Here is a 20046-nt window from a genome sequence, read left to right on the forward strand (position 1 = left end):
TTAAAGCAGGAGAGATTGAATATGCCGAAATTTGATGAAGTAGCCGTAACCACACCCGTAGGAACGAAACCGGGGTTGCCGGAACAAATCGCCATCACTTTTGAAAATGGCGATAAAGCACTGGTTCCAGTGAAATGGGAGGAGCCGGAAACGGGATATTACGATGAAGCAGGCCGGTATGAAGTCGAGGGCCAATTAAAGCTTTTAGAATATCCAAATCCCCTTGTGGAACAAAGAGCCGATCCTTATATCTATAAGCATACGGATGGCTATTATTATTTCACCGGGTCTTATCCGGAATACGACCGCATTGTCTTAAGGCGCGCAAAATCAATCACTGAGCTGGCAGAAGCGGAAGAAACAGTTATTTGGAAAAAACGTGAGACGGGCATCATGTCATTGCATATCTGGGCTCCTGAAATTCATTATATTGACGGGAAATGGTATATCCATTACGCCGCCGGAGACGTTGACGATATCTGGGCAATCCGGCCGTACGTGTTGGAATGTGAAGCTGAAAACCCGCTTGAAGGAGAATGGAGCGAAAAAGGTCAAGTCAATACTGACTTCCAAAGCTTCTCATTGGATGCGACAACTTTTGAGCATAACGGAAAACGGTTTCTTGTATGGGCACAAAAAGTCGATGAAGAAACCGTTTCAAATCTTTATATTGCCGAAATGAGCAACCCATGGACAATAAAAAATGAACAGGTGCTGCTATCAACCCCGGAATTTGAATGGGAGCAGAAAGGCTTTTATGTAAATGAAGGCGCAGCGGTAATTAATAGAAACGGCAAAGTATTTATTTCCTATTCAGGAAGCGCTACGGATGACCGATATGTGATGGGGCTTTTGACTGCAGATGAGCAAAGCGATTTACTCGACCCGGAATCCTGGGAAAAATCCACAGAACCCGTATTTGTGTCAAATGAAAAAACCGCTGAGTATGGACCTGGACACAATAGTTTCACAGTAGCAGAGGACGGAGTCACGGACTTGCTTGTCTACCATGCTCGGCCTTACAAAGAAATCGAAGGCAATCCATTATATGATCATAATCGACATGCACGTGTACAACAGCTCTTATGGAGTGATGAAGGAACACCGATATTTGGTTACCCAGGACAAACTGAGTTCTTATTGGATCGAAAAATTACTGCTTTAGTAGAAGTGGTATGACGATTCAAGATTGCTCATTACCGGTGAAAGGAATGGGATTGGATGAATGGGAAAATGGAAGCGGCAGTATTGCACTCACTTGGTGAGTTTCAGACAGAGTTTGTTGAGATTCCCTCAATAACTGAAGATGAAGTGTTGATAAAAGTTAAGTATTGCGGCATCTGCGGTTCAGACGTTCCCCGGGCGATGTCTTCTGGTGCGAGAAAGTATCCGCTAATATTAGGCCACGAATTTGCGGGAGTCGTTGAAAGAACAGGGGCAAATGCCGGCCATATTAAAGCAGGCGATCGAGTAGTCGTAGCGCCGCTCATTCCATGCAATAAATGTGAGTATTGTTTAGCAAGCAATTATGGACTGTGTGATGATTATACGATTATTGGCACTGGCAGCGATGGCGCATTTGCGGAGTATGTTAAAGCACCAAAAAATCATGTTCTTCAAATCGCCGATACGATCGACTTTGAAACAGCCGCTGGTATAGAACCCGCAGCCATCGCTTATCATGCGGTCCAAAAAGCGGAATTGAAACCTGGTGAATCCGTAGTGGTTATGGGATGCGGTCCAATTGGCCTGCTGACTATTCAGTGGGCGAGAATATTCGGTGCAGCCCAAATCATTGCAGTGGATATTTTCGATGAAAAACTGGAAATGGCAAAAGAGCTGGGGGCTACTCTTACATTCAACGCGAAATTGTGCAATCCTGTCGAAGAGATTGTCAAAAGTACGGGATTAGGAGTAGACGTTGCTATTGAAACTGCTGGCAGTGCGATTACGCAACAGCAATCCATTCTGTCGGCCAAGAAAAAGGGCCGAGTCATCTTTTTAGGGATAACCCACGTTGGCATGAATTTAGAAGAGGCCACGATGGACCATATCATGCGCGGTGAGTTGAAGATTCAAGGATCCTGGAATTCGTATACAGCTCCTTATCCAGGAATCGCCTGGAAGGCAAGCCTCGATTTTATGGCAAAAGGCGAACTTACATTCAAATCGCTTATTTCTCATAAAATCAGTGTTGACGAAGTGGGTGACTATATCAAAGGAATGGCTGATCGAACCCTTAGCTACAATAAAGTCTTGGTGTCTATGGACAGAGAAGAACAAGTAACGAGCAGCAAGCGTTATATAGGTTGAATCGGATAGAGGCGAAGCCGCTGAGAGAAGTTCTTTTCTTTTAGCGGTTTTTTGTATGGAAATTAAATTTTTTGTGCAAGTGGACAAACTATAGATGTTGTACAAGATACTTATAATTTGCCTAGGGAATTCCAAAAGGGGCTGGAGTCTCGATTGGTTTACTTCATAATATAGATTTTTAGATGAAAATTATTAAGATTCCCTATTAAGTATTTTGATTCTAAACCTATGATTGCTTAAGAAATCAGTGAAATCTTGTGAAAGTGAATAGTCGATGAGTTTACATATCAGCATTTGTAGAAAGAGTAGGAAATTTTATAAGACTTCCAACCTTTTTTCGTTTGTAAAGTGTACTTTACGAACGGCTCATGGTAGAAACTACATAGTCAAGGTTATTTTGTTAAGTAGCAATGAATGTTAATATAGTAGTCAATATTAACAATAAATTAAAGCTCATGGCGTCTAAAATTTTAATTTAAACAATTTTGAGTTGAGAGGCTTTAAAAGATAAAGAAGATTGCTTGGAGGAGGTTCACTTATGCCCATTATCACGCATGAAATTTATATCCAAGCTCCAATCAGTGTTTGTTTCGATCTTGCCAGAAATGTCGATGTTCACACCGAAACTACTGCGAAGACAAAGGAACGAGCTATTGCAGGAGTAATGACAGGGGTAATGGAAGAAGGAGAGAGCGTTACTTGGGAAGCTATTCATTTTGGTATGAAACAAAAGCTCACTGCTAGAATCATCGAAATGGAAAAACCCAATCGATTTATAGATGAAATGGTGAAAGGAGCATTCCATTCTTTTGTCCATACGCATGAATTTATCGAAAAAGACAACGGTACAATTATGAGAGATAGGTTTGTTTACCGTTCTCCTTTAGGAGTTCTAGGAAAAATAGCAGACAAATTATTTTTAGAAAAGTATATGAGACATTTTATTGTGAATCGAGCCATTGAATTGAAAAAAATAGCGGAGTTTAAGAAGAGAGAGTTTACATACCATTCCATGTAGAAAGTAGAATTATTTAACGAGCGTTAATTTTACAGCTTTCATTTATTACTTAACGATTGAATGCATAATGCAAGAGGGCCAGCTTATGGTTTCTTATATCGCTAAAACAGGTGAGTTCCTGGAAGATGAAGAGTGAAGACTGAAAATTCAAGCAATCATTAAATAGCCTGCAGCAAGAACGTCCGCAGTACTTTTTCAAAGGCTGTATACATTTTTTGTGAAAAATATACAGTTTTTTCGTGAACGCCTTTACACATGCCTCTAGCGGCTTGGTGAACAGAGGGGTAGTGCTCTTCCTGTCATCTGAGCATGATAAAACAAAACTGACACAAATGAAATAAGAAGAATTTTATTATACGAAGTATATTTCATACCTAATTAGGCCAAAGAATTATCGGAAAGTAGCAATTAAAAGGGCCAACGCCAAATGCTGTGCGCTTGCCCTTTTCTCTATGCCAATATTTTGGCCATATAAATTTCACTATGCAGCTCGTCGCGAATAATCAGGGAAGCTCTGCGAATTCCTTCAGACTCATACTTGTTTTTTTCAAAGAGTTTTCGAGCTCCAATATTCGCTTCAACTACTGTAAGTTCAAAACGTCTTATCGCTTTTTCAATTGCCCATTCTTCTGCTTTTTGAAGAAGTGCAGAAGCGATTCCTTTGCCTTGCGCGTCTGCTTGAATGGCTATGAGCACGTTCGCGCGATGAAGGGCTCGTTTAGAGTTATTCCCTTCGACCATCAAGTAGCCGACATGCTGTCCATTTAAAATAGCTAAAAAGATAATCGAATGGCCGCTTTGATTCCAATCAATAATTTGTTTTCTCACTTTTTGAATAGAGCGTTTACTTTCTTCTTTTCCATACAATAAAAAGTCGGATTCTCCTTCTGTTGTTTTCTGCAATTCAACGAGAAAACGTGAATCGCCGTGTGCAGCAGAACGTATTAATAAGATATCCTCATCGCTATTCTCAGTTTCCGTGGTATTCAGCAGATCGATCCTTTCGAAAGCAACATAACGATTTGGTTCAACATGCTTTACAGTATAGCCAGCTTGTGTCCAAGCCTGGAAGTGCTTGGCCGGTGCTTTTGTCTTTTTCCACCAACTACGATTTAAGTAAGCACTATGAGGAAGGTTTTGACCCATGATTTTCTCGATTTCAGTAAACTGTAAGGTAATAGTCGGATTTGTTGCGGTTGAGAAATAGTTAGCTAATGGGATGTATTTCTTTTCTAATGTCATATCCATTGAGTTACATTCCTTTCAAATAAAATGGTTCTGAGGAGATAGGTAGACTTAAGCATGATGACCTGATCATGTTTTGTTTCATCAATACGAAAGTAAAAGTTTATTGTTTAAGTCCTTTGTCGTTTGATCAACTAATTGATGCTTTTCTTCACACCCATCATAATGGATGGAGCCAATAAATAAATACATCTTTAGCTATACCAGGTATTTTGAGCCTTCTACCGCATTTTTTTCTGCAATGCAGATTTATACAGAAATTTTACTAAGGATTTTCTATGCTCACTTTTGATAGCGCTGTTGAAATGGCAATAGTTCATTAGAAAGTGTCCTAACAAGCAAAGAGTAAAATCAGGTATTAAAAGTACTTAAGTGCAATTACTTCGATTTTCACGAATGTAATTAACTTCTGGATAATGCGACGAATAAGCCCTTATATAACTTCGCTCCTTGGCAGACAAGACAAGCTACTGTGAATATAAATTTGCCAATTATTATATACCTTTCTTAATTACCATTATTATTTAATGGCGTAGACCTTATATACCCGTTTTTTTAGATTTAATCTGTTTCATATAAAAAAAGTGAAACTTTTTACACTATATTTTTCGTTTTACTGGGATATAACGGAAAGGCATAGCGATTATTCAGATGATCTCCCCCTAAATGGGTTCGATTGACCTAGTGGTTTTTGAATATCTCAATAAATTAAGGTAGGGGATGATTTCTATAATTTTATTTGATAAAGAGTTAGAAGACGATCTTTTCTTATAAAGATAATTCAATTCAATTGCACTGGCTCAAAATAATGATATAAGCATCTACTACTAGAACCACTGACGGATTAAACGGAAATAGGCTGGCATTAGAAGGGGGAATTACTGAGTTCGGGCCAGCCAATTGGCTGCTTAACTTAGACTTTGATTTACAGCGGAACTACTATTTCTTCCAAACTCTTTTGAAATAAATATCAACTAGAGATTAAGGGGAACTCGAATTATTATATTAGTCTACATGTTAGCGGTAATTAGAAGCTGTTTAGGTATAAAGCTAATAGAAGCACTTTGTATAATGTCGATTACCAGGAAGTAAAACGGCCAAACCGGAATTTTTTTTAGCTGCTCATCATTTCAAATTTGTACAGCAATGAAATCATTGCCTACACCATCAGCGACACATAAACCATGAATTTCGTCCTCACAGTCATACGCCCATTGAAAGTGCATGGATTTAAGAAAAGCGGCTACATCTCTATCATAAATTTGTTGAAGTCTTAAGTTTTTATTGGAATTCCCATTTTCAGGAACTTTCTTTCTCATCTTTCGTAAAAGAGGAGTGGAAAGTAAATATGGAGGTGTACATCTTGTCAAAGACGGCAATGCAATTGGTGAATTTAAAAAAGACAATCGGTAGTAAGCCCATTATCAAAGGGCTGGATTTTGAAATCAGAGCAGGTGAAGTGTTCGGGTTTTTAGGGCCGAACGGAGCAGGGAAGACAACAACGATCCGGATGATGGTGGGATTGATCGACATCACAGAAGGCGATGTGTTGATCGAGGGTAAAAGCATCAAAAGGGATTTCAAAGGGGCCATTCAACATGTTGGTGCCATCGTTGAAAATCCTGAAATGTATCCCTTCCTCAGTGGTTGGAAAAACCTAAAGCAATATGCGCGAATGGTGGAAGGCGTTTCGGAAGATCGTATAAAAGAAGTGGTATCGCTAGTAGGACTTCAAAAGGCAATTCACGAAAAAGCGGGTCGCTACTCGCTCGGTATGCGTCAGCGCCTCGGCATTGCGCAAGCTTTATTACATGGACCATCGATTTTGATTTTGGATGAACCGACAAATGGCTTGGATCCTTCGGGAATACGAGAAATCCGGAAATACATACGCAATCTGGCGGAAAAAGAAAACGTGGCGGTTATCGTTTCAAGCCATTTATTGACTGAAATTGAATTGATGTGTGACCGGATTGGTGTTATCAAAAATGGCGAATTGATTGCCATCGAAGAAGTGCGGAGCGTTGAAAACAAAGAAGCGCTTAAAGAAGTCTATATCGAGGTCGAACCGCTGGAAACGGCCAGAGCTTACCTCGACAACCATCTTTCGAATGGAGTCGGTGTTGGCAATAAGGAACTTTCCATGTCGGTCAAACGTGAAGAGATTCCGCAGATCCTAAAGAACTTGATAGAACAAGGCATCAACATTTACGGGGTCCGCGTCCTTCAGGCAACGCTGGAAGATAAATTCTTTGACCTGATTGGAGAGAACAGCATTGAGTAATTTACTGAACCTGATCTGGAACGAACAGATAAAATTATATGCCAAAAAAGCGACATGGGTTATGTTTGCAGCCCTGCTAATTGTGGCCATCGGAGGCGGAATCATAACGAAATTCTTCGGAACCGAATCGGATTTCAAGGAATACGGTGACGATTGGCAGGCAGAATTGCAGGCAGAAAATGCACAGCTGACGGCTGAAATGGAAGAAGAAGAATTTGCAGGATTTATGAATGAAATGACCATCGCAGAAAACATTTATCATATAGAAAACGATATCAAGCCACAGCCATATGACGGCTGGGAATACGTGCTTGAAAACAGTTTCCTGACGTCGGTCATTAGCCTGTTCACGATTATTGTGGCGGCAGGCATTATCTCAAGCGAGTTCAAATGGGGCACTATCAAGCTACTGCTGATCCGGCCGATATCACGGACGAAGATTTTATTGTCAAAATATCTGTCCGTCCTTATTTTCGCCTTTACCTTACTCGTTTTCCTGTTGGCTTCGTCATGGTTGGTCGGTGCAGTGTTGTTCGGACTGAACGGCTTGAACCCGATGGTCGTACAGGATTTGATGCCGGGCTATGTGCAAAATGATGTAATTGGTGAAATCGTGAAATCTTATGGCTTTAGTCTTGTGACACTCGTGATGATGGCGACATTCGCCTTCATGATTTCTGCAATTTTCAGAAGCAGCGGAATGGCAATTGGCCTGGCGATCTTCCTGATGATGGCCGGCAACGCGATTGTCGCATTCCTATCGCAATATGCATGGTCAAAATACATTCTGTTCGCCAATACGAATTTGGCACAGTATACAAATGGCATGGAACCAGTTATTCCTGGGATGTCGATGACGTTCTCGATCATCGTACTGTTAGTCTACTTCGTCATTTTTATAGCAGCATCGTGGGCAGCTTTCACAAAACGGGACGTTGCAGGAAACTAGAAAACACTTTTGAATGTAAAACTAGGAGGAATAATAAATGAAACGTACAGTAGAAACAGTCTTGGGAATTATGGGAGCGCTTGGGTATGCATTTATGGCAGCACTTGGAGGATTCATGATCTGGATGCAGAATAATCGAGATATAATGGAAGAAACAATGACAGGAACAGGCGATCCGACGACCGACCTTACTATGGAAGAATTTGAAGGAATGATCGATATCCTAGGTACAGGCGGCTGGGTACTGCTTGCATCAGCCATTGCCGCAATTGTTCTCGGAATCGTCGCAATGGTCTTACTGAAAGGCAATAAAAAGCCAGTCTTCGCAGGAATAATCTTCATCGCGACTGCAGTAATCGTCGCAATCATCACTACAGGTGTCGGAATCATTGCCGGCATTTTCTACCTGATTGCCGGTATCATGTGCCTCGTGCGCAAGCCGCAAAGAACTTTGGAAATGTAATGTTGAAAGTAGAGGCTTTTCGCTCAGCGAAAAGCTTCTTTTTTTTGTCTCTTGTTGAGAGAAGTTGCAGGTTGTGAGATTCGTTTTTAGTCAGGAGAGGAAGAGCGATAGAACGAGTTATGGTTGATTAATTTATGATAGAAGGAATGAGCTTGCAACAGGAGAAAGTTGAGACTAACCAGTGTGAGATAATAAGGGGCGTTTTTTCTGCAATCCATCAGATTGATTTCTCCGATTAGCAAACGAAAGCTAGACTTCTCTTAGCGATTTTTATTAAGGTATACTTCAAAAAATACATATATTGTATAATTGGATATGAATAATAAGAAGAATTAGAAAAGGGGGATGTACGATGTGGAAAGAAAGAATTGTTGAAACCGAAAGAGGTAGTTTTGAAGTCTTTGAAGCAGGAAAAGGCGAACCATTAGCTGTCACTCACCTCTACAGTGAATTTAATCGAAGGGGCAATTCGATGGCCACCCCTTTTACGGACTTTTATCATGTCTATCTTATTAACCTTCGCGGAGCCGGACGTTCTGTTAAAGCTCTAGCAGCTGAAGAATACAGCATGGACGAGACATTAAAAGATCTGGAAGCACTTAGAACAGCACTGGATTATGAAAAGTGGACTTTTGCTGGGCATTCAACAGGCGGAATGCTCGCTTTAAAATACGCCATTCATTATTCAGCATCGCTCACTAAAATTATCGCTGGCGGTGCGGCAGCAAGCAAAGATTATGGAGATGATGAGAATAGTATCTACTGTCGGAAGAATCCTCACTACAACCGGATTGTTGAAATCATGGAATTGTTGAACGATCCGGAAACTACCTCTAAAGTGCGCCAAGAGATTAGTTACGAATGGGCTTTGATGTCTTATCGATCAGAGGAGAAACTAAAAGAATCGATGAAAAAGCCGAACAGTGGCAAAACAATCGGTCCCCGTTTGGAATATTTCAGTAAGAATGAATATCCAACCTATGATATCCGAGAGCAATTAAAAGATATTAACCTTCCAACTTTCATTTATTCTGGGAAATATGATGCGCAGTGTCCATTAAGGTTCAGCGAGGAAATCGCCGAATTGATCCCACAGGCGAAGGTCACTGTTTTTAAGGAAAGCAACCACAATCCTTTTTCAGAAGAGGAAAGCAAGTTCTTAGAGTTTGTTAAAGAAACTCTTTCAGTAAATAGCGTTGAGTGAACTAGAAAGATGGGGAATATCGGGTTACATAACAGCAGTTATCGGTAAGGAAGAGACTTCATTAAAAGTTTCTTCTTTTTTTCGTTCGTTTAAAGGTACTTTTAAGAACGCTTTATTCCTAGAAAATCGTTATCCAAATTATGTTAAAGGTAAGGTAAGAGTATCTGACTAATTTGATAAGTGAAAATTTCTATATAATCAAAGAGAGAACGCGAAAAGAAGGAGTTCAGTAAATGAAACATATTTATGCCTTTGAAGACATTAGCGAATATGAAAAGTATCAGGAGATTATTCAGCGTTTTAGCAAACGGTTGAACGAGTATCAAGTACTCTTAGAAGAAAAGTATGCCTTGGTAGACAAACCAAAAGGAGTGGTTTGGACTTCAGCAGAAGCAGCAACATCTATTTTTTCTGATTTGCCGATTCCTGCATTTACGAATAAAGACACGATTTACATATCACCGGATGTAAAGGCTTGGAGAAAACTATTTATGCAGCAACTGGACGGGAAAGACCTTCCTAATATTCAAGGTTTTTACGAACAGATTTCTGAGAATCACATCCTCACAATATTAGGTCACGAATTAACTCACCATTCAGACCTATTTTTAGATGAATTTGAAAATGAACGAGAAGGTAGTATTTGGTTTGAAGAAGGCATGTGTCAGTACTTGCCAAGAAAACTTCTTTTAACTGATAGAGAATTCAATGAAGTATCAACGATAGAAAAGGAATTAGTGGATGTGTTTACAAGAAAATACGGAAATCGGTCTTTAGATGAATTTGGAAGCAAATCCTATACAGCAAGTTTATCGAGTATCATGTTTGATTATTGGCGAAGTTTTCTTGCCATTAAGTATTTAGTAGAAAATCGCTTTCAAAATAACGCAAATTTGGTTTTTAAAGAATACCATAAATGGGACAAAGAAGGACGAAAAATTTCCCTTACTGAATATTTCAAGTTAGAAAAAATTTCGCTGTAATTATTTATCTGGAATTTCAGGTCAATATTTCAGCAATATGACGTACTTTTTGTTAGTGATGTATTAAGAATTCTACATATCAGCACTTATCAGAAGTAGAAATGATAGGGGGAACTATAACTAGTGGAAAACGAAGAAAGTGCTAGGTACTTATCAACGGGAAAATTGTCGAAGATCCTGAATATCTCGGTGCGAACAATTCGTTATTACGATCAAATCGGGTTGGTGCAGCCTTCAAAGAAGTCTGCCGGTGGCAAACGATACTATTCCAAAGAGGATATCCTGAAGTTGCAAAAGGTACTTCTACTCAAATCATTGAATCTCTCGCTCGAAGATAGCCGAAATATATTGGCAGAACAGTCGATGGCTGCTATCTTGCTTGCCCATCAGTCTTTGTTGAGTGAAGAGGTGGAACACCTGACGATTTCGTTGAAGCATACTCAAACGCTATTGAATCTGCTGGGCTTAAAAGCAACCCTTGACTGGGAAGATTTAATTTCCTTGGTGGCAAATGCAGAGATAGAAAAAGACTGGAATCAATATTTCTCTGCGGAGCAGCAAGTGAAGCTCACCAACCGTTTACCGAAGCTTGAAAACGGGGATGCCGCCACAAGAAAGTGGATCAATATCATCCGAAGAATCGAGCTTTGCCTGAAAAATGGCGTTACACCTACCTCATTAGAAGGTCAGCTCATTCTGGAGGATGTCGACATCCTGACAGAGGAAACGTTTGGCAACGATCCGGAACTGCTCAATACTTTTTGGGAAGTCCGCAAATCTCCCGAGGCGTCTGCGGAGTTGGGTCTCTATCCCATCTCACCAGCTATTATCGACTACCTGGAGATGGCGCCGCCGAAAAAGAAATCCCTTCCGACTGATAGCCGAAAAGGATTTTGAAAGAAGGCAGTTAAGCTAGAGCAGTTAGGATTACTGCAATCCCGTTAAAAATTCCATGTATCAGGATACTCGGGATGACGGAACCAGTTTTATAATAGACCCATGAAAAAATAAGACCCGATACAAAGTTCACCGGCAATGTATTGAATGTAGGAATGTGCACAGCCGTAAAAATAAGAGAACTGATCAGCATGCCACTAAAAACCCCATAGCGACTGCTGAAAAATCGGTAAAGAAAGCCGCGATAAAAAATTTCTTCATAGATAGGAGAAATGATAGCGGCTGAGACAAATCCTATTCCGAAATTCAACAAAGTCATCTGCGACTGGAGACTTTCGGTTTTGCTGTTTTCCGTCCCTATTCCTACAAAAGACATGAAAATCACCAACACGATGCTCACCATGATCAGAATGATGGTCCAAACGGCTATCAGCTTCCACTTTCTAAAAGGGAATGAGCGAACGCCAACAGCTTTCCAAGACTGCCCCTTGGGTTTCAGAACAAGGAAATAAAGCGCGGTTGTAAAAATGATGGCCATAATTAGGCCATTCAATGTACCGGCATATAATTCATTTTGAAAAACGTTTACTAAATAATTAAACAATACAGTTTCAATAAAAATCGGAACCAGTACCAATACAAGAAACAGCATGTAAATTAAATCCCGCCATTTCCACATTTCATTTCGTTCAAAAGATCCTTCTATCAAGTTTATCCCTCCAGGTATCCAACTTACTGATACAAGCATACGTGGTGACGTAAGGGAACCTGCAAGGATTTTTGTTGCATACATCTAATTTCGATTTTGAAAATGAAAATTAGAATATAGATAGGTCGATTTGAAGTATGATGAAAAGTTAAAGGATATGCCAGTTTGATTTGTACATGCTGACTTATCTGAAGGAGAGAAGTTTTGTTTGATTTTCTTCACTGTTATTGTTCTCAGATGTGTACTTTTGATCACTAAATAATCTGAGTGCCAAGGAGAGAAAATAATGAATTACACTATTCAGGCAATGTCACAAAAACAAGCTGAAGAAATCGCAGCTAACTGGCATTATGCTGGCGAGTATTCTTTTTACGATATGGATGCAGATCAAGAAGACTTACAAGCATTCCTGGATCAAAAAATGCGAAAAGAATCTTATTTTATAATCAAACAAAATAACGAAGTTATAGGCTTTTATAGTTTTATTCCAGTTGGCAACAATACGATTGATATAGGATTGGGAATGAAGCCAAATTTAACGGGAAATGGAAAGGGTTTTGAATTTTTGAAAGTCGGCTTAGACTTTGCAAAATCAAAATATGATCCGGAACAAATCATATTATCAGTAGCTACTTTCAATAAAAGAGCGATAAAGGTCTATAAAAAAATTGGATTTAAAGAAGTCGAATATTTTATGCAAACTACAAATGGTGGAAACTTTGAATTTCTGAAGATGATTTATGTATGTAAAGAAAGAACTCCTATTAAGGAGGACAAAATGAGTATAGAAGAAAAGTTATAGAAAGCAGCAAAAGAACTTATACAGAAAAGATTTCCTGCTGGTTGGGGAGGTGCTGCAGCATTGCATACCCAAAGCGGAACTATTTTGACGAGTATTGCTCCAGAAGTAATTAATGCCTCTACGGAATTATGTATTGAAACAGGAGCTATAGTAGAAGCACACAAACTAAATACTGCGGTAACACATTCTATTTGTGTAGTGGGTGAAGATGAAGATTCCGAATACGTTATTCTCACTCCATGTGGGGTTTGCCAAGAACGATTATTTTATTGGGGCGAAGACGTACAGGCCGCTGTTACAACTACTGAGAACGAGCTGGTCTATAAAAAATTGAAGGACCTGCAGCCATATCATTGGTTTAACGCATTTTAGAAATAGAAGTTTCTTTCCATTTGTTCTTATCAATGTACTTTGATGAACCATTCGTAAAGTACAAAAAGAAAAAGCAGTGCAGATCAGCAATTGTTATTAATTTTTGTTTAAATGTACTTTTAGAAACAGTTTTTGGTAACAGAACAACGGCCAAATAGAAAGCGTATTCGAGGAAAATCGAATACGCTTTCTATTTAAATAATGAACGGTGTATAGGAACCGATCAAGTTAGTTTGGCAAAAGCAACAAGGGTTCCTCGATCACAAGAGTGAAAGCCATGTTTTTCATAAAAGTGACGTACATTGGAAGCTTCTTCAGTTAACAGCACTTTTTGGCGAACTTCTTCAAATTTCTCGAGTACTTGATTCAGCAATTCAGTAGCAATTCCTTGATTTTGATGTCTATTGAGCACAAGGATATCTTGTATATAAAGGATTGTAAGACCATCGCCAACAACTCGTATCAAACCAACCAAGTTTTCTTCTTCCCATGCAGATAATACATACAAAGAGTTTAGTAGTGCTTGTTCTAATTGATTGATATCCTTCGTGTAAGCATACCATCCCACATCTTCGTAAAGAGCTATTAAATTTTTTTGGTCAATTTGCTTCGTTTCTTTGAACACCATAGTCAATATTTTTCCTCCTCAAAATTTTTGTTTTGAAGAGTACATACGCAATTTTCCACTGTCTTATACCTCCCTTAACTATTTAGCAAGTAAGATGAAATTCCATGCGGTTGTATATAAGAGCTAATTAGTAGTTTCGCTATCTTTACTTCTTGACACAGACATAAACCAGTTCAGTGCTGGAAGTTGCTAAGGGCACTTTCTCCCAAGAGCTGTAGATTTCTGCAATGGCAAAACCGTTTTGTTGCAATAACCTTTCCATCTCGAGAGGGAACACATACCTTAACGAAATGCTATCTTTCTCAACGGTTCCTTGATCAGGTCCATCGAGTATTTCTCAAACTGACAAACAATGCAAAATTTGAGTCAGTGAATGATAAGTTTCTACATTTTTCTCTTTGATTTTTCTATGTCGTTTATCCGTGTAAACTCGTATTGATTCATCCACCTCAGCCAATTCTTTTAAGATTGGGAATCTCGTGTTGAAAATAAAAACACCTTTCGGCTTTAAATGTTTACGGACGGATTGCAGTAACTGATTTTGCGACTCATTAGTCAGAAAATGTTGGAATGAATTTCCCGTCATATAAATCAAAGGAACAGTAATGTTGAGAGAAAGCTTTGTGCAATCCTGTAAAATCCACTTAATGGGTAGAGTGTCGTTCGCTGTTTTTTTTCTAGCTTGATCTAGCATGCCTTCATGGAGATCTACGCCAATTATGTTGTACCCTTGCTTAGCTAAAGGAATAGTAACTCTTCCTGTGCTGCATCCTAAATCGATTACCGTTCCTTTTGATTTTTTAGCCCATTCAGCAAGGAAGGGTACATCGTTTTAATAATCTTGATATTCTAAGTCGTAGTATTCAGGGTCTTTATATTTTTCTAGATTGCTTTTAAAAATATCTTCTTTTATTTGACTCAATGTATTTCCACCTTATGAGCTTATTTTCAGAATTCCGAAATAATTCTTCCTCTAATATAGCATAATGGTAATTTTTTAGGTTGAATAGTTAGAATTTGTAAAACGATATACATTCATACAAAGGATTGGTGTGATAAGAACGTAGCTTAAGGTAAAAAAGCTAAGCTAGTTAAGTCTTTTCAAAATAAAGGAGGATTTTGCAGCTGTGAAATTCTGCTGAATGTCATCGCTTAAAGATATCTATATTTTAATATGTAGAAGAACTGGTAACAGGTAGTTGTAAAGCCAGTGAAAGTTACGATTTATAGGGTAGAGTAACCGAAACCTCAATGAAAATGATGAAATAAATTTAAATGAAGTTCGCATTAGAAGCAGTTTATATATGAAAGATTAGAGGATAAGCAGTTTAGCATTGTTCTTTCTCATTTGTCTTTTAAATAGGCCATTACAAAAACTTTTGAAAATAGATTCTAAAACTAACCAGTGAAGAGTACCTCTGGAAGATCTTCCATCAAAGTTCTTCACGATTGGACTCTTCCCAATACTCGAGTCATAATTAAAAAGACTGGCGGAGCAGAGTTCAAAGAAATTGTGATAAGTATTTTGGAGGAAAAATTAAACAGTAGGGAGTGTTCTGAAATGCGAAGTGAAACGGTCAAAAATTCTTTGCCAAGTGGTGTGGATTTACCAGCTACCGGGTTTGGTTATACTTTGTCCTTAATCGGCGGTAAATATAAAATTCTTATTTTGTATTGGCTATATGAAAATAAAGTCATCAGGTTTAACGAGTTGAAACGAAATATAGGTACGATTTCTTTTAAAACACTCAGCGTCATGTTAAAAGAATTGGAAGCTGACGACATAATCATACGCACAGAATACCCGCAAATACCGCCAAAAGTTGAATATTCTTTATCTGAGCGTGGTCGCTCACTCATTCCCGTACTAGATATGATGTGTTACTGGGGAGAAAAAAATCGGTAACGTGTTGAATGGTTTTTGAAATCCAACTATTTTTAAGTAATCGCGGCAACTTCCTCTTCAGGCTGTACTGTATCATTGAGGAAATAAATTTTTTCGCCTAGCTAAAAATTGAAAATAAGAAAAGGGGCTGATCCGCCTGTCATATTGACAGGCGTGAAACAGCCCTTCCTTTTTTGCATTATAGGCTTTTAATTACAACGCATCTATAAACTCTACATATTCTCTAGAGCTTTTTGTTAATTCGTTTTCTTCCGCCTCGCTATCCTCTTCAATAGCTCCTTGCGCTTCCTCTTTCCCGTATAAAGAATAGAATGACCGGTAATCGGCATCGCAATAAAGAAAAGTTGTTTCAAATGGACTTAATAACTGTTCCAGCGTATACCCATATTTTCCACCTTCACTATAATCAGATTGTTTTGCTCCAGCAGAAACGGCTAATGCCACTTTACGGTTCACTAAATGATTCCCGCCATTTGAACCAAAAGCCCAGCCATAAGTTAAAACATCATCCAACCATTCTTTTAACAGTGGGGGACAATTAAACCAGTAGACAGGAAATTGTATAACCAGATTGCTATGTGAATCAATCAATTTTTGCTCTCTTTCAACATCTATTTTCCCTTCCTTATAAACCTTATAGAGCTCATGAACTGTATACTTTTCTGGATATTTCTCAAGCTCTTTTAACCAGTTTTTGTTTACTCGAGATGTTTCCATATTGGGATGGGCTATAATTACAAGTGTTTTCATAAAGCGTACCTCCTTATTTATGGGAATGCTGTTCCACTTTTAGTATAGCGTCCCTATTTTATTTGATAAGTACGCACTAATTATTCAGGTACTATCCTAAAGGTGAGTACTTCCCTTTATTTCTTTCTGAAAAGAGATTTTAGAATTGTTTGTGTGCCTGGCACACAAACAATTTCACAGGGATTTTTGTGTTTTATTAACTTTATGTAATTTTTGCTAAATTAAATTGACGAAGAGGAAAGCGTTCGGTAAAGTTTAATAAGAGAATAGAAAAAATTGTAAATAAAATTAATATATTATTAATAATTTACAATAAATTATCGAGGTAGCCAGATAAACTAGCGGTGCCGGTGCTAAAAGAATAATTTTACAGAAAAGAGGAGGACGACATTACGATGGACAAAAAAATATGGAATAAATCCGCAAAGGCGCTATTATCCGTGGGGTTGGCTGCGAGTCTGTGGTTGCCTAGTTCACAAGTAGAGGTTCAAGCAGCTGCAACAGCAAGCGATCTTTTTATTTCGGAATATATTGAGGGTAGCAGCTTGAACAAAGCAATCGAGATTTACAATGGGACTGGCGCTTCAATAGAGTTGAATCCTTATTCATTAGCGTTATATGCAAATGGCAGCACATCAGTGCAAAGCGAAATGGCGCTTTCCGGTACTGTTGCAAGCGGTGATACAGTAGTCCTTTATCATAGCGGTGCAGATTTGGCGATTCAAAACAAAGGAGACCTGCAAAATAACAGTGTTATCAACTTTAACGGCGATGACGCATTAGTATTGAAAAAAGACGGGACACCAATCGATTCGTTTGGGCAAGTGGGCACGCGCATTGAAAATGCGAAAGATGTCACGCTGGTTCGCAATCCGTATATCCAGACTGGAGATAACATTTTGGACGATGCATTCGACCCTTCGACTGAATGGATTGCGTATCCTGTTGATACATTTGAGCATTTAGGGAGCCATACGATGAACGGGTATGGTGAAACGCCAGTTCCTACTCCAGAACTGCAGCCAATGGAACCGAAAAAGAGTTTGCGCTACGAGAACCTGGAAAAGAAAAAACTAACGATTGGGCAACCAAGTGTATCAGTTACGTTGGATGGAAAAGCATCAATTTCAGATGGCGTCTATGTAAAAGGGAAGTACGGAGAATTCCATGGTTCTGGATTCGAAGACGTGAAGGTGATATTAACCCCTGCTCGTGAGGAATCAATTTTTGATTTTACCGGAATTGACGTAAAGCAAGTGGTGGTGGATGGCAAGAACGTTTCTGAAATCAGAGGAGCTGAAAACATCCAGAAAATCGATTATATCAACGGAGCAGACTATGAGGCGATCCGCTTCTACAGTTCTGATGGAGCACCTGTCTCTTCCCCTCATTTGCCGAAGGAAAACAAGGCGCCAATAGCAACGAAAGTGTTTGCTGGCGAACACGTATGGACAGGTGGTAGCTTACAGTATGACCTGACTGAATATTTCTCCGATCCTGAAGGGCAGAGCCTATCATTTTCAACGACCAAAGGAACGATATCCGAATCGACATTGACACTCAACTTGCCAGAAGGATCCCATATTGTAGGCGTAACAGCAAGCGATGGCAATCAAAGCATCACCCAGTCATTTTCAGTGACTGTGTCTACAGAAGCTCCACCCTCAGATGAATATTATGAAACAGCGAATGGTTTGCAGGGGGCAGCGTTGAAAGCAGAGCTCAATGAAATCATTGATAACCACCAGCAACTGAGTTATTCGCAAGTGTGGGACGCATTGAAGATAACGGATGAAGACCCGAACAACCCGAATAACGTCCTCTTGTTGTATAGCGGAGAGTCGCGTTCAAAATCTTTGAATGGCGGAAATGTTGGAGACTGGAACCGCGAGCACACATGGGCGAAGTCTCATGGCGGCTTCGGCACAGCGATGGGAGCGGGGACCGATATCCACCATTTGCGCCCGACCGATGTACAAGTGAACGGACTGCGGGGCAACCTGGACTTTGATTACGGCGGAACTTCCGTGAGCGGCTGCGATGGCTGCTTGCGCACAGCTACTTCTTGGGAGCCACCGGATGAGGTAAAAGGCGATGTGGCCCGTATGCTGTTTTACATGGCAGTCCGTTATGAGTCAGATGATCCGGTGGACTTAGAACTGAACAACCTTGTGAATAATGGTTCAACGCCTTACCACGGCAAGATTTCCGTTTTGCTGGAGTGGCATGCGCAAGATCCTGTCAGCGCTTGGGAACAGCAGCGCAACGAAAAGATTGAAAATATCCAAGGCAACCGCAACCCGTTTATCGACCATCCGGAATGGGCCGAATCGATTTGGTAAGCAGTTGTTCGTACTTTGTTTCTGTGCTAGACACATAAACAAAACAAAATTTGCATATGACAGTTCATGGGTAAAATTAAAGAATATATCAAAAGAGAGAGAAAATGCTAATAGTTGAGCATCATCTCTTCCTTTTGGCTTTATAAAGTGTATTGTACCGAACAGTTTATTATGAAGAAATCCACCTTAAGTGCTTGCTCTATGTAAATTTGCGAAAGTCGATAAGTTTCTTGAAGCCCATTACCAGGTATGAAAGAAGAAACTTGATAGCGAAAAATATGAATGATGAGAGGGAATATGATGGAGCCTAATACGTCGGAGAGTTTATTTAAAATAGAGTGTGAAGAATTCTACCTTCAAGAGTTTTCCGTTAAGGATGCCGAACAAATTTACCGAATTTCCAACCAACCTGAAATTTTTAATTTTCTGCCAGACTGGAGATCAACGAAAGAACAAAGGCTTACTTGGTTGATTAATTATGAAATACCAGAAAATCAAGCGTTTCTTAAAGCGGTTGCATCGAAATCACATGTCGACGGTCATTTTTTGAAATTAGGGGTATTTCTCAAGAATACGAATGAATTTATTGGTTGGTGCTGTACAGGCATCAAAGAGGAATTGCCTTCGCCAAACAGAGAAATTATATATGCCATTTCAAGTGACTTCCAAAAGAAAGGATATGCCACAAAAGCTTCCCAGGGAATAATTGATTATTTGTTTACACACACAGATTTAGAGATTCTCAACGCGGTAGCTTTAGTGAGCAATGTTTCATCAAATAAAGTTATAGAAAAATGCGGATTCACCAAACAAGGTCAGCAAACGATTGATCTTGAACTCTACAATCACTATGTATTAAAAAAATCAAATTGGTTAGAGAGCAGGCAGAAATTACTCATTAGAGGGTAAACTCCTTATAAAAGTCGATTGGTAAAAAGACCAAGTTATTTCAAACGAATACTAATTTAAATCTTAACCTGTATGATAAATGTGATAAGTTCAACTTACTTGTATAAGAAATAGGTTAATAGCAGCTAAATGATTCCAGGCCAATAGAAGGAGCAGGACTTGAATATACTAAAGAATTATGTGAATCAATTTTTAATTTATCCAACCGTTTTTATTGCCGTTTCATTTATTTTTGATTATTTTCGAGGGAATTGGAAGTGGTTCAATACCGC

17 protein-coding genes and 4 pseudogenes are annotated in these 20046 nt (G+C 39.2%); 16 read left to right on the forward strand and 5 right to left on the reverse strand.

The features are described from left to right. Window positions 1-15: 15 nt before the first annotated feature. The 3 genes from FQV26_RS08340 to FQV26_RS08350 all read left to right on the forward strand — a co-directional run bounded on the left by FQV26_RS08340 (window position 16) and on the right by FQV26_RS08350 (window position 3331). A complete protein-coding gene (locus FQV26_RS08340; RefSeq protein ID WP_397430724.1) occupies window positions 16-1179 on the forward strand; it encodes a family 43 glycosylhydrolase in 1164 nt (387 codons plus the stop codon). A 42-nt stretch (window positions 1180-1221) separates the two neighbouring features. Beyond that, complete coding sequence (locus FQV26_RS08345) at window positions 1222-2313, forward strand: galactitol-1-phosphate 5-dehydrogenase (RefSeq protein WP_146557030.1); 1092 nt, start codon at window positions 1222-1224, stop codon at window positions 2311-2313. Window positions 2314-2851: 538 nt separating this feature from the next. Next, entirely contained in the window at window positions 2852-3331 is a 480-nt protein-coding gene (locus FQV26_RS08350; RefSeq protein WP_146557031.1) for an SRPBCC family protein, read from the forward strand. Window positions 3332-3781: 450 nt separating this feature from the next. Here FQV26_RS08350 and FQV26_RS08355 read toward each other — a convergent pair whose 3' ends face one another. Beyond that, entirely contained in the window at window positions 3782-4579 is a 798-nt protein-coding gene (locus FQV26_RS08355; protein ID WP_146557032.1) for a GNAT family N-acetyltransferase, read from the reverse strand. A gap of 1360 nt (window positions 4580-5939) precedes the next feature. On the opposite strand from FQV26_RS08355, the gene FQV26_RS08360 reads away from it, so the two are divergent. From FQV26_RS08360 to FQV26_RS08385, 6 genes are all read left to right on the forward strand, one after another. Beyond that, on the forward strand, window positions 5940-6860 hold the full coding sequence (locus FQV26_RS08360) for an ABC transporter ATP-binding protein (RefSeq protein WP_146557033.1): 921 nt from the start codon (window positions 5940-5942) through the stop codon (window positions 6858-6860). Further along, window positions 6853-7809 carry an ABC transporter permease gene (locus FQV26_RS08365; protein ID WP_146557034.1) on the forward strand — a complete coding sequence of 319 codons (957 nt, stop codon included), beginning with the start codon at window positions 6853-6855 and terminating at the stop codon, window positions 7807-7809. The genes FQV26_RS08360 and FQV26_RS08365 overlap by 8 nt, the downstream gene beginning before the upstream one ends. A 37-nt stretch (window positions 7810-7846) precedes the next feature. Beyond that, window positions 7847-8272, forward strand: a complete 426-nt coding sequence (locus FQV26_RS08370) for a DUF4064 domain-containing protein (RefSeq protein WP_146557035.1) — start codon at window positions 7847-7849, stop codon at window positions 8270-8272. A gap of 352 nt (window positions 8273-8624) precedes the next feature. Further along, window positions 8625-9476, forward strand: coding sequence for an alpha/beta fold hydrolase (locus FQV26_RS08375; protein WP_146557036.1), 852 nt, complete (start codon window positions 8625-8627; stop codon window positions 9474-9476). A 233-nt stretch (window positions 9477-9709) separates the two neighbouring features. Next, window positions 9710-10459, forward strand: coding sequence for a hypothetical protein (locus FQV26_RS08380; RefSeq protein WP_146557037.1), 750 nt, complete (start codon window positions 9710-9712; stop codon window positions 10457-10459). A 123-nt stretch (window positions 10460-10582) separates the two neighbouring features. Beyond that, window positions 10583-11356 (forward strand): MerR family transcriptional regulator, encoded by a 774-nt coding sequence (locus FQV26_RS08385; RefSeq protein ID WP_146557038.1) that lies wholly within the window; start codon window positions 10583-10585, stop codon window positions 11354-11356. Window positions 11357-11366: 10 nt separating this feature from the next. On the opposite strand, the gene FQV26_RS08390 is transcribed toward FQV26_RS08385, so the two are convergent. Further along, window positions 11367-12035 carry a CPBP family intramembrane glutamic endopeptidase gene (locus FQV26_RS08390; RefSeq protein WP_186759837.1) on the reverse strand — a complete coding sequence of 223 codons (669 nt, stop codon included), beginning with the start codon at window positions 12033-12035 and terminating at the stop codon, window positions 11367-11369. 316 nt (window positions 12036-12351) lie between these two features. On the opposite strand from FQV26_RS08390, the gene FQV26_RS08395 reads away from it, so the two are divergent. Then, window positions 12352-12867 carry a GNAT family N-acetyltransferase gene (locus FQV26_RS08395; protein ID WP_261384286.1) on the forward strand — a complete coding sequence of 172 codons (516 nt, stop codon included), beginning with the start codon at window positions 12352-12354 and terminating at the stop codon, window positions 12865-12867. A 15-nt stretch (window positions 12868-12882) separates the two neighbouring features. Next, window positions 12883-13239: pseudogene (locus FQV26_RS08400) on the forward strand (cytidine deaminase); the annotation flags it as partial. A gap of 223 nt (window positions 13240-13462) precedes the next feature. Here FQV26_RS08400 and FQV26_RS08405 read toward each other — a convergent pair. Then, window positions 13463-13867: a GNAT family N-acetyltransferase gene (locus FQV26_RS08405; RefSeq protein ID WP_261384320.1), complete on the reverse strand. Its 405-nt coding sequence runs from the start codon at window positions 13865-13867 to the stop codon at window positions 13463-13465. Between the two features lie 337 nt (window positions 13868-14204). Beyond that, window positions 14205-14678, reverse strand: a pseudogene (locus tag FQV26_RS19095) (class I SAM-dependent methyltransferase); the annotation flags it as partial. Window positions 14679-14954: 276 nt separating this feature from the next. On the opposite strand from FQV26_RS19095, the pseudogene FQV26_RS19100 reads away from it, so the two are divergent. Both FQV26_RS19100 and FQV26_RS08420 read left to right on the forward strand, forming a co-directional pair. Beyond that, window positions 14955-15023: pseudogene (locus FQV26_RS19100) on the forward strand (DUF2695 domain-containing protein); the annotation flags it as partial. Window positions 15024-15428: 405 nt separating this feature from the next. Beyond that, window positions 15429-15773 (forward strand): winged helix-turn-helix transcriptional regulator, encoded by a 345-nt coding sequence (locus tag FQV26_RS08420; protein WP_146557041.1) that lies wholly within the window; start codon window positions 15429-15431, stop codon window positions 15771-15773. A gap of 192 nt (window positions 15774-15965) precedes the next feature. On the opposite strand, the gene FQV26_RS08425 is transcribed toward FQV26_RS08420, so the two are convergent. Next, window positions 15966-16523 (reverse strand): NAD(P)H-dependent oxidoreductase, encoded by a 558-nt coding sequence (locus tag FQV26_RS08425; protein ID WP_146557042.1) that lies wholly within the window; start codon window positions 16521-16523, stop codon window positions 15966-15968. Between the two features lie 395 nt (window positions 16524-16918). Here FQV26_RS08425 and FQV26_RS19080 point away from each other — a divergent pair. The 3 genes and pseudogenes from FQV26_RS19080 to FQV26_RS08440 all read left to right on the forward strand — a co-directional run. Further along, a pseudogene (locus FQV26_RS19080) lies at window positions 16919-17338 on the forward strand (lamin tail domain-containing protein); the annotation flags it as partial. Window positions 17339-18061: 723 nt separating this feature from the next. Then, window positions 18062-18865, forward strand: coding sequence for an endonuclease I family protein (locus FQV26_RS19085; protein ID WP_315898439.1), 804 nt, complete (start codon window positions 18062-18064; stop codon window positions 18863-18865). 300 nt (window positions 18866-19165) lie between these two features. Further along, window positions 19166-19774 carry a GNAT family N-acetyltransferase gene (locus FQV26_RS08440; protein ID WP_146557043.1) on the forward strand — a complete coding sequence of 203 codons (609 nt, stop codon included), beginning with the start codon at window positions 19166-19168 and terminating at the stop codon, window positions 19772-19774. Window positions 19775-20046 lie beyond the last annotated feature (272 nt).

This window comes from Planococcus sp. CPCC 101016, assembly GCF_007859295.1.
Taxonomy (GTDB): Bacteria; Bacillota; Bacilli; order Bacillales_A; family Planococcaceae; genus Planococcus.

Bases quoted from the DNA above. Each gene is read 5' to 3' on its own strand.
- FQV26_RS08345 (WP_146557030.1), top strand. From the start codon at position 1,222: ATGAATGGGAAAATGGAAGCGGCAGTATTGCACTCACTTGGTGAGTTT.
- FQV26_RS08350 (WP_146557031.1), top strand. From the start codon at position 2,852: ATGCCCATTATCACGCATGAAATTTATATCCAAGCTCCAATCAGTGTT.
- FQV26_RS08355 (WP_146557032.1), bottom strand. From the start codon at position 4,579: ATGGATATGACATTAGAAAAGAAATACATCCCATTAGCTAACTATTTC.
- FQV26_RS08370 (WP_146557035.1), top strand. From the start codon at position 7,847: ATGAAACGTACAGTAGAAACAGTCTTGGGAATTATGGGAGCGCTTGGG.
- FQV26_RS08375 (WP_146557036.1), top strand. From the start codon at position 8,625: ATGTGGAAAGAAAGAATTGTTGAAACCGAAAGAGGTAGTTTTGAAGTC.
- FQV26_RS08380 (WP_146557037.1), top strand. From the start codon at position 9,710: ATGAAACATATTTATGCCTTTGAAGACATTAGCGAATATGAAAAGTAT.
- FQV26_RS08390 (WP_186759837.1), bottom strand. From the start codon at position 12,035: ATGTGGAAATGGCGGGATTTAATTTACATGCTGTTTCTTGTATTGGTA.
- FQV26_RS08395 (WP_261384286.1), top strand. From the start codon at position 12,352: ATGAATTACACTATTCAGGCAATGTCACAAAAACAAGCTGAAGAAATC.
- FQV26_RS08405 (WP_261384320.1), bottom strand. From the start codon at position 13,867: ATGGTGTTCAAAGAAACGAAGCAAATTGACCAAAAAAATTTAATAGCT.
- FQV26_RS08420 (WP_146557041.1), top strand. From the start codon at position 15,429: ATGCGAAGTGAAACGGTCAAAAATTCTTTGCCAAGTGGTGTGGATTTA.
- FQV26_RS08425 (WP_146557042.1), bottom strand. From the start codon at position 16,523: ATGAAAACACTTGTAATTATAGCCCATCCCAATATGGAAACATCTCGA.
- FQV26_RS08440 (WP_146557043.1), top strand. From the start codon at position 19,166: ATGGAGCCTAATACGTCGGAGAGTTTATTTAAAATAGAGTGTGAAGAA.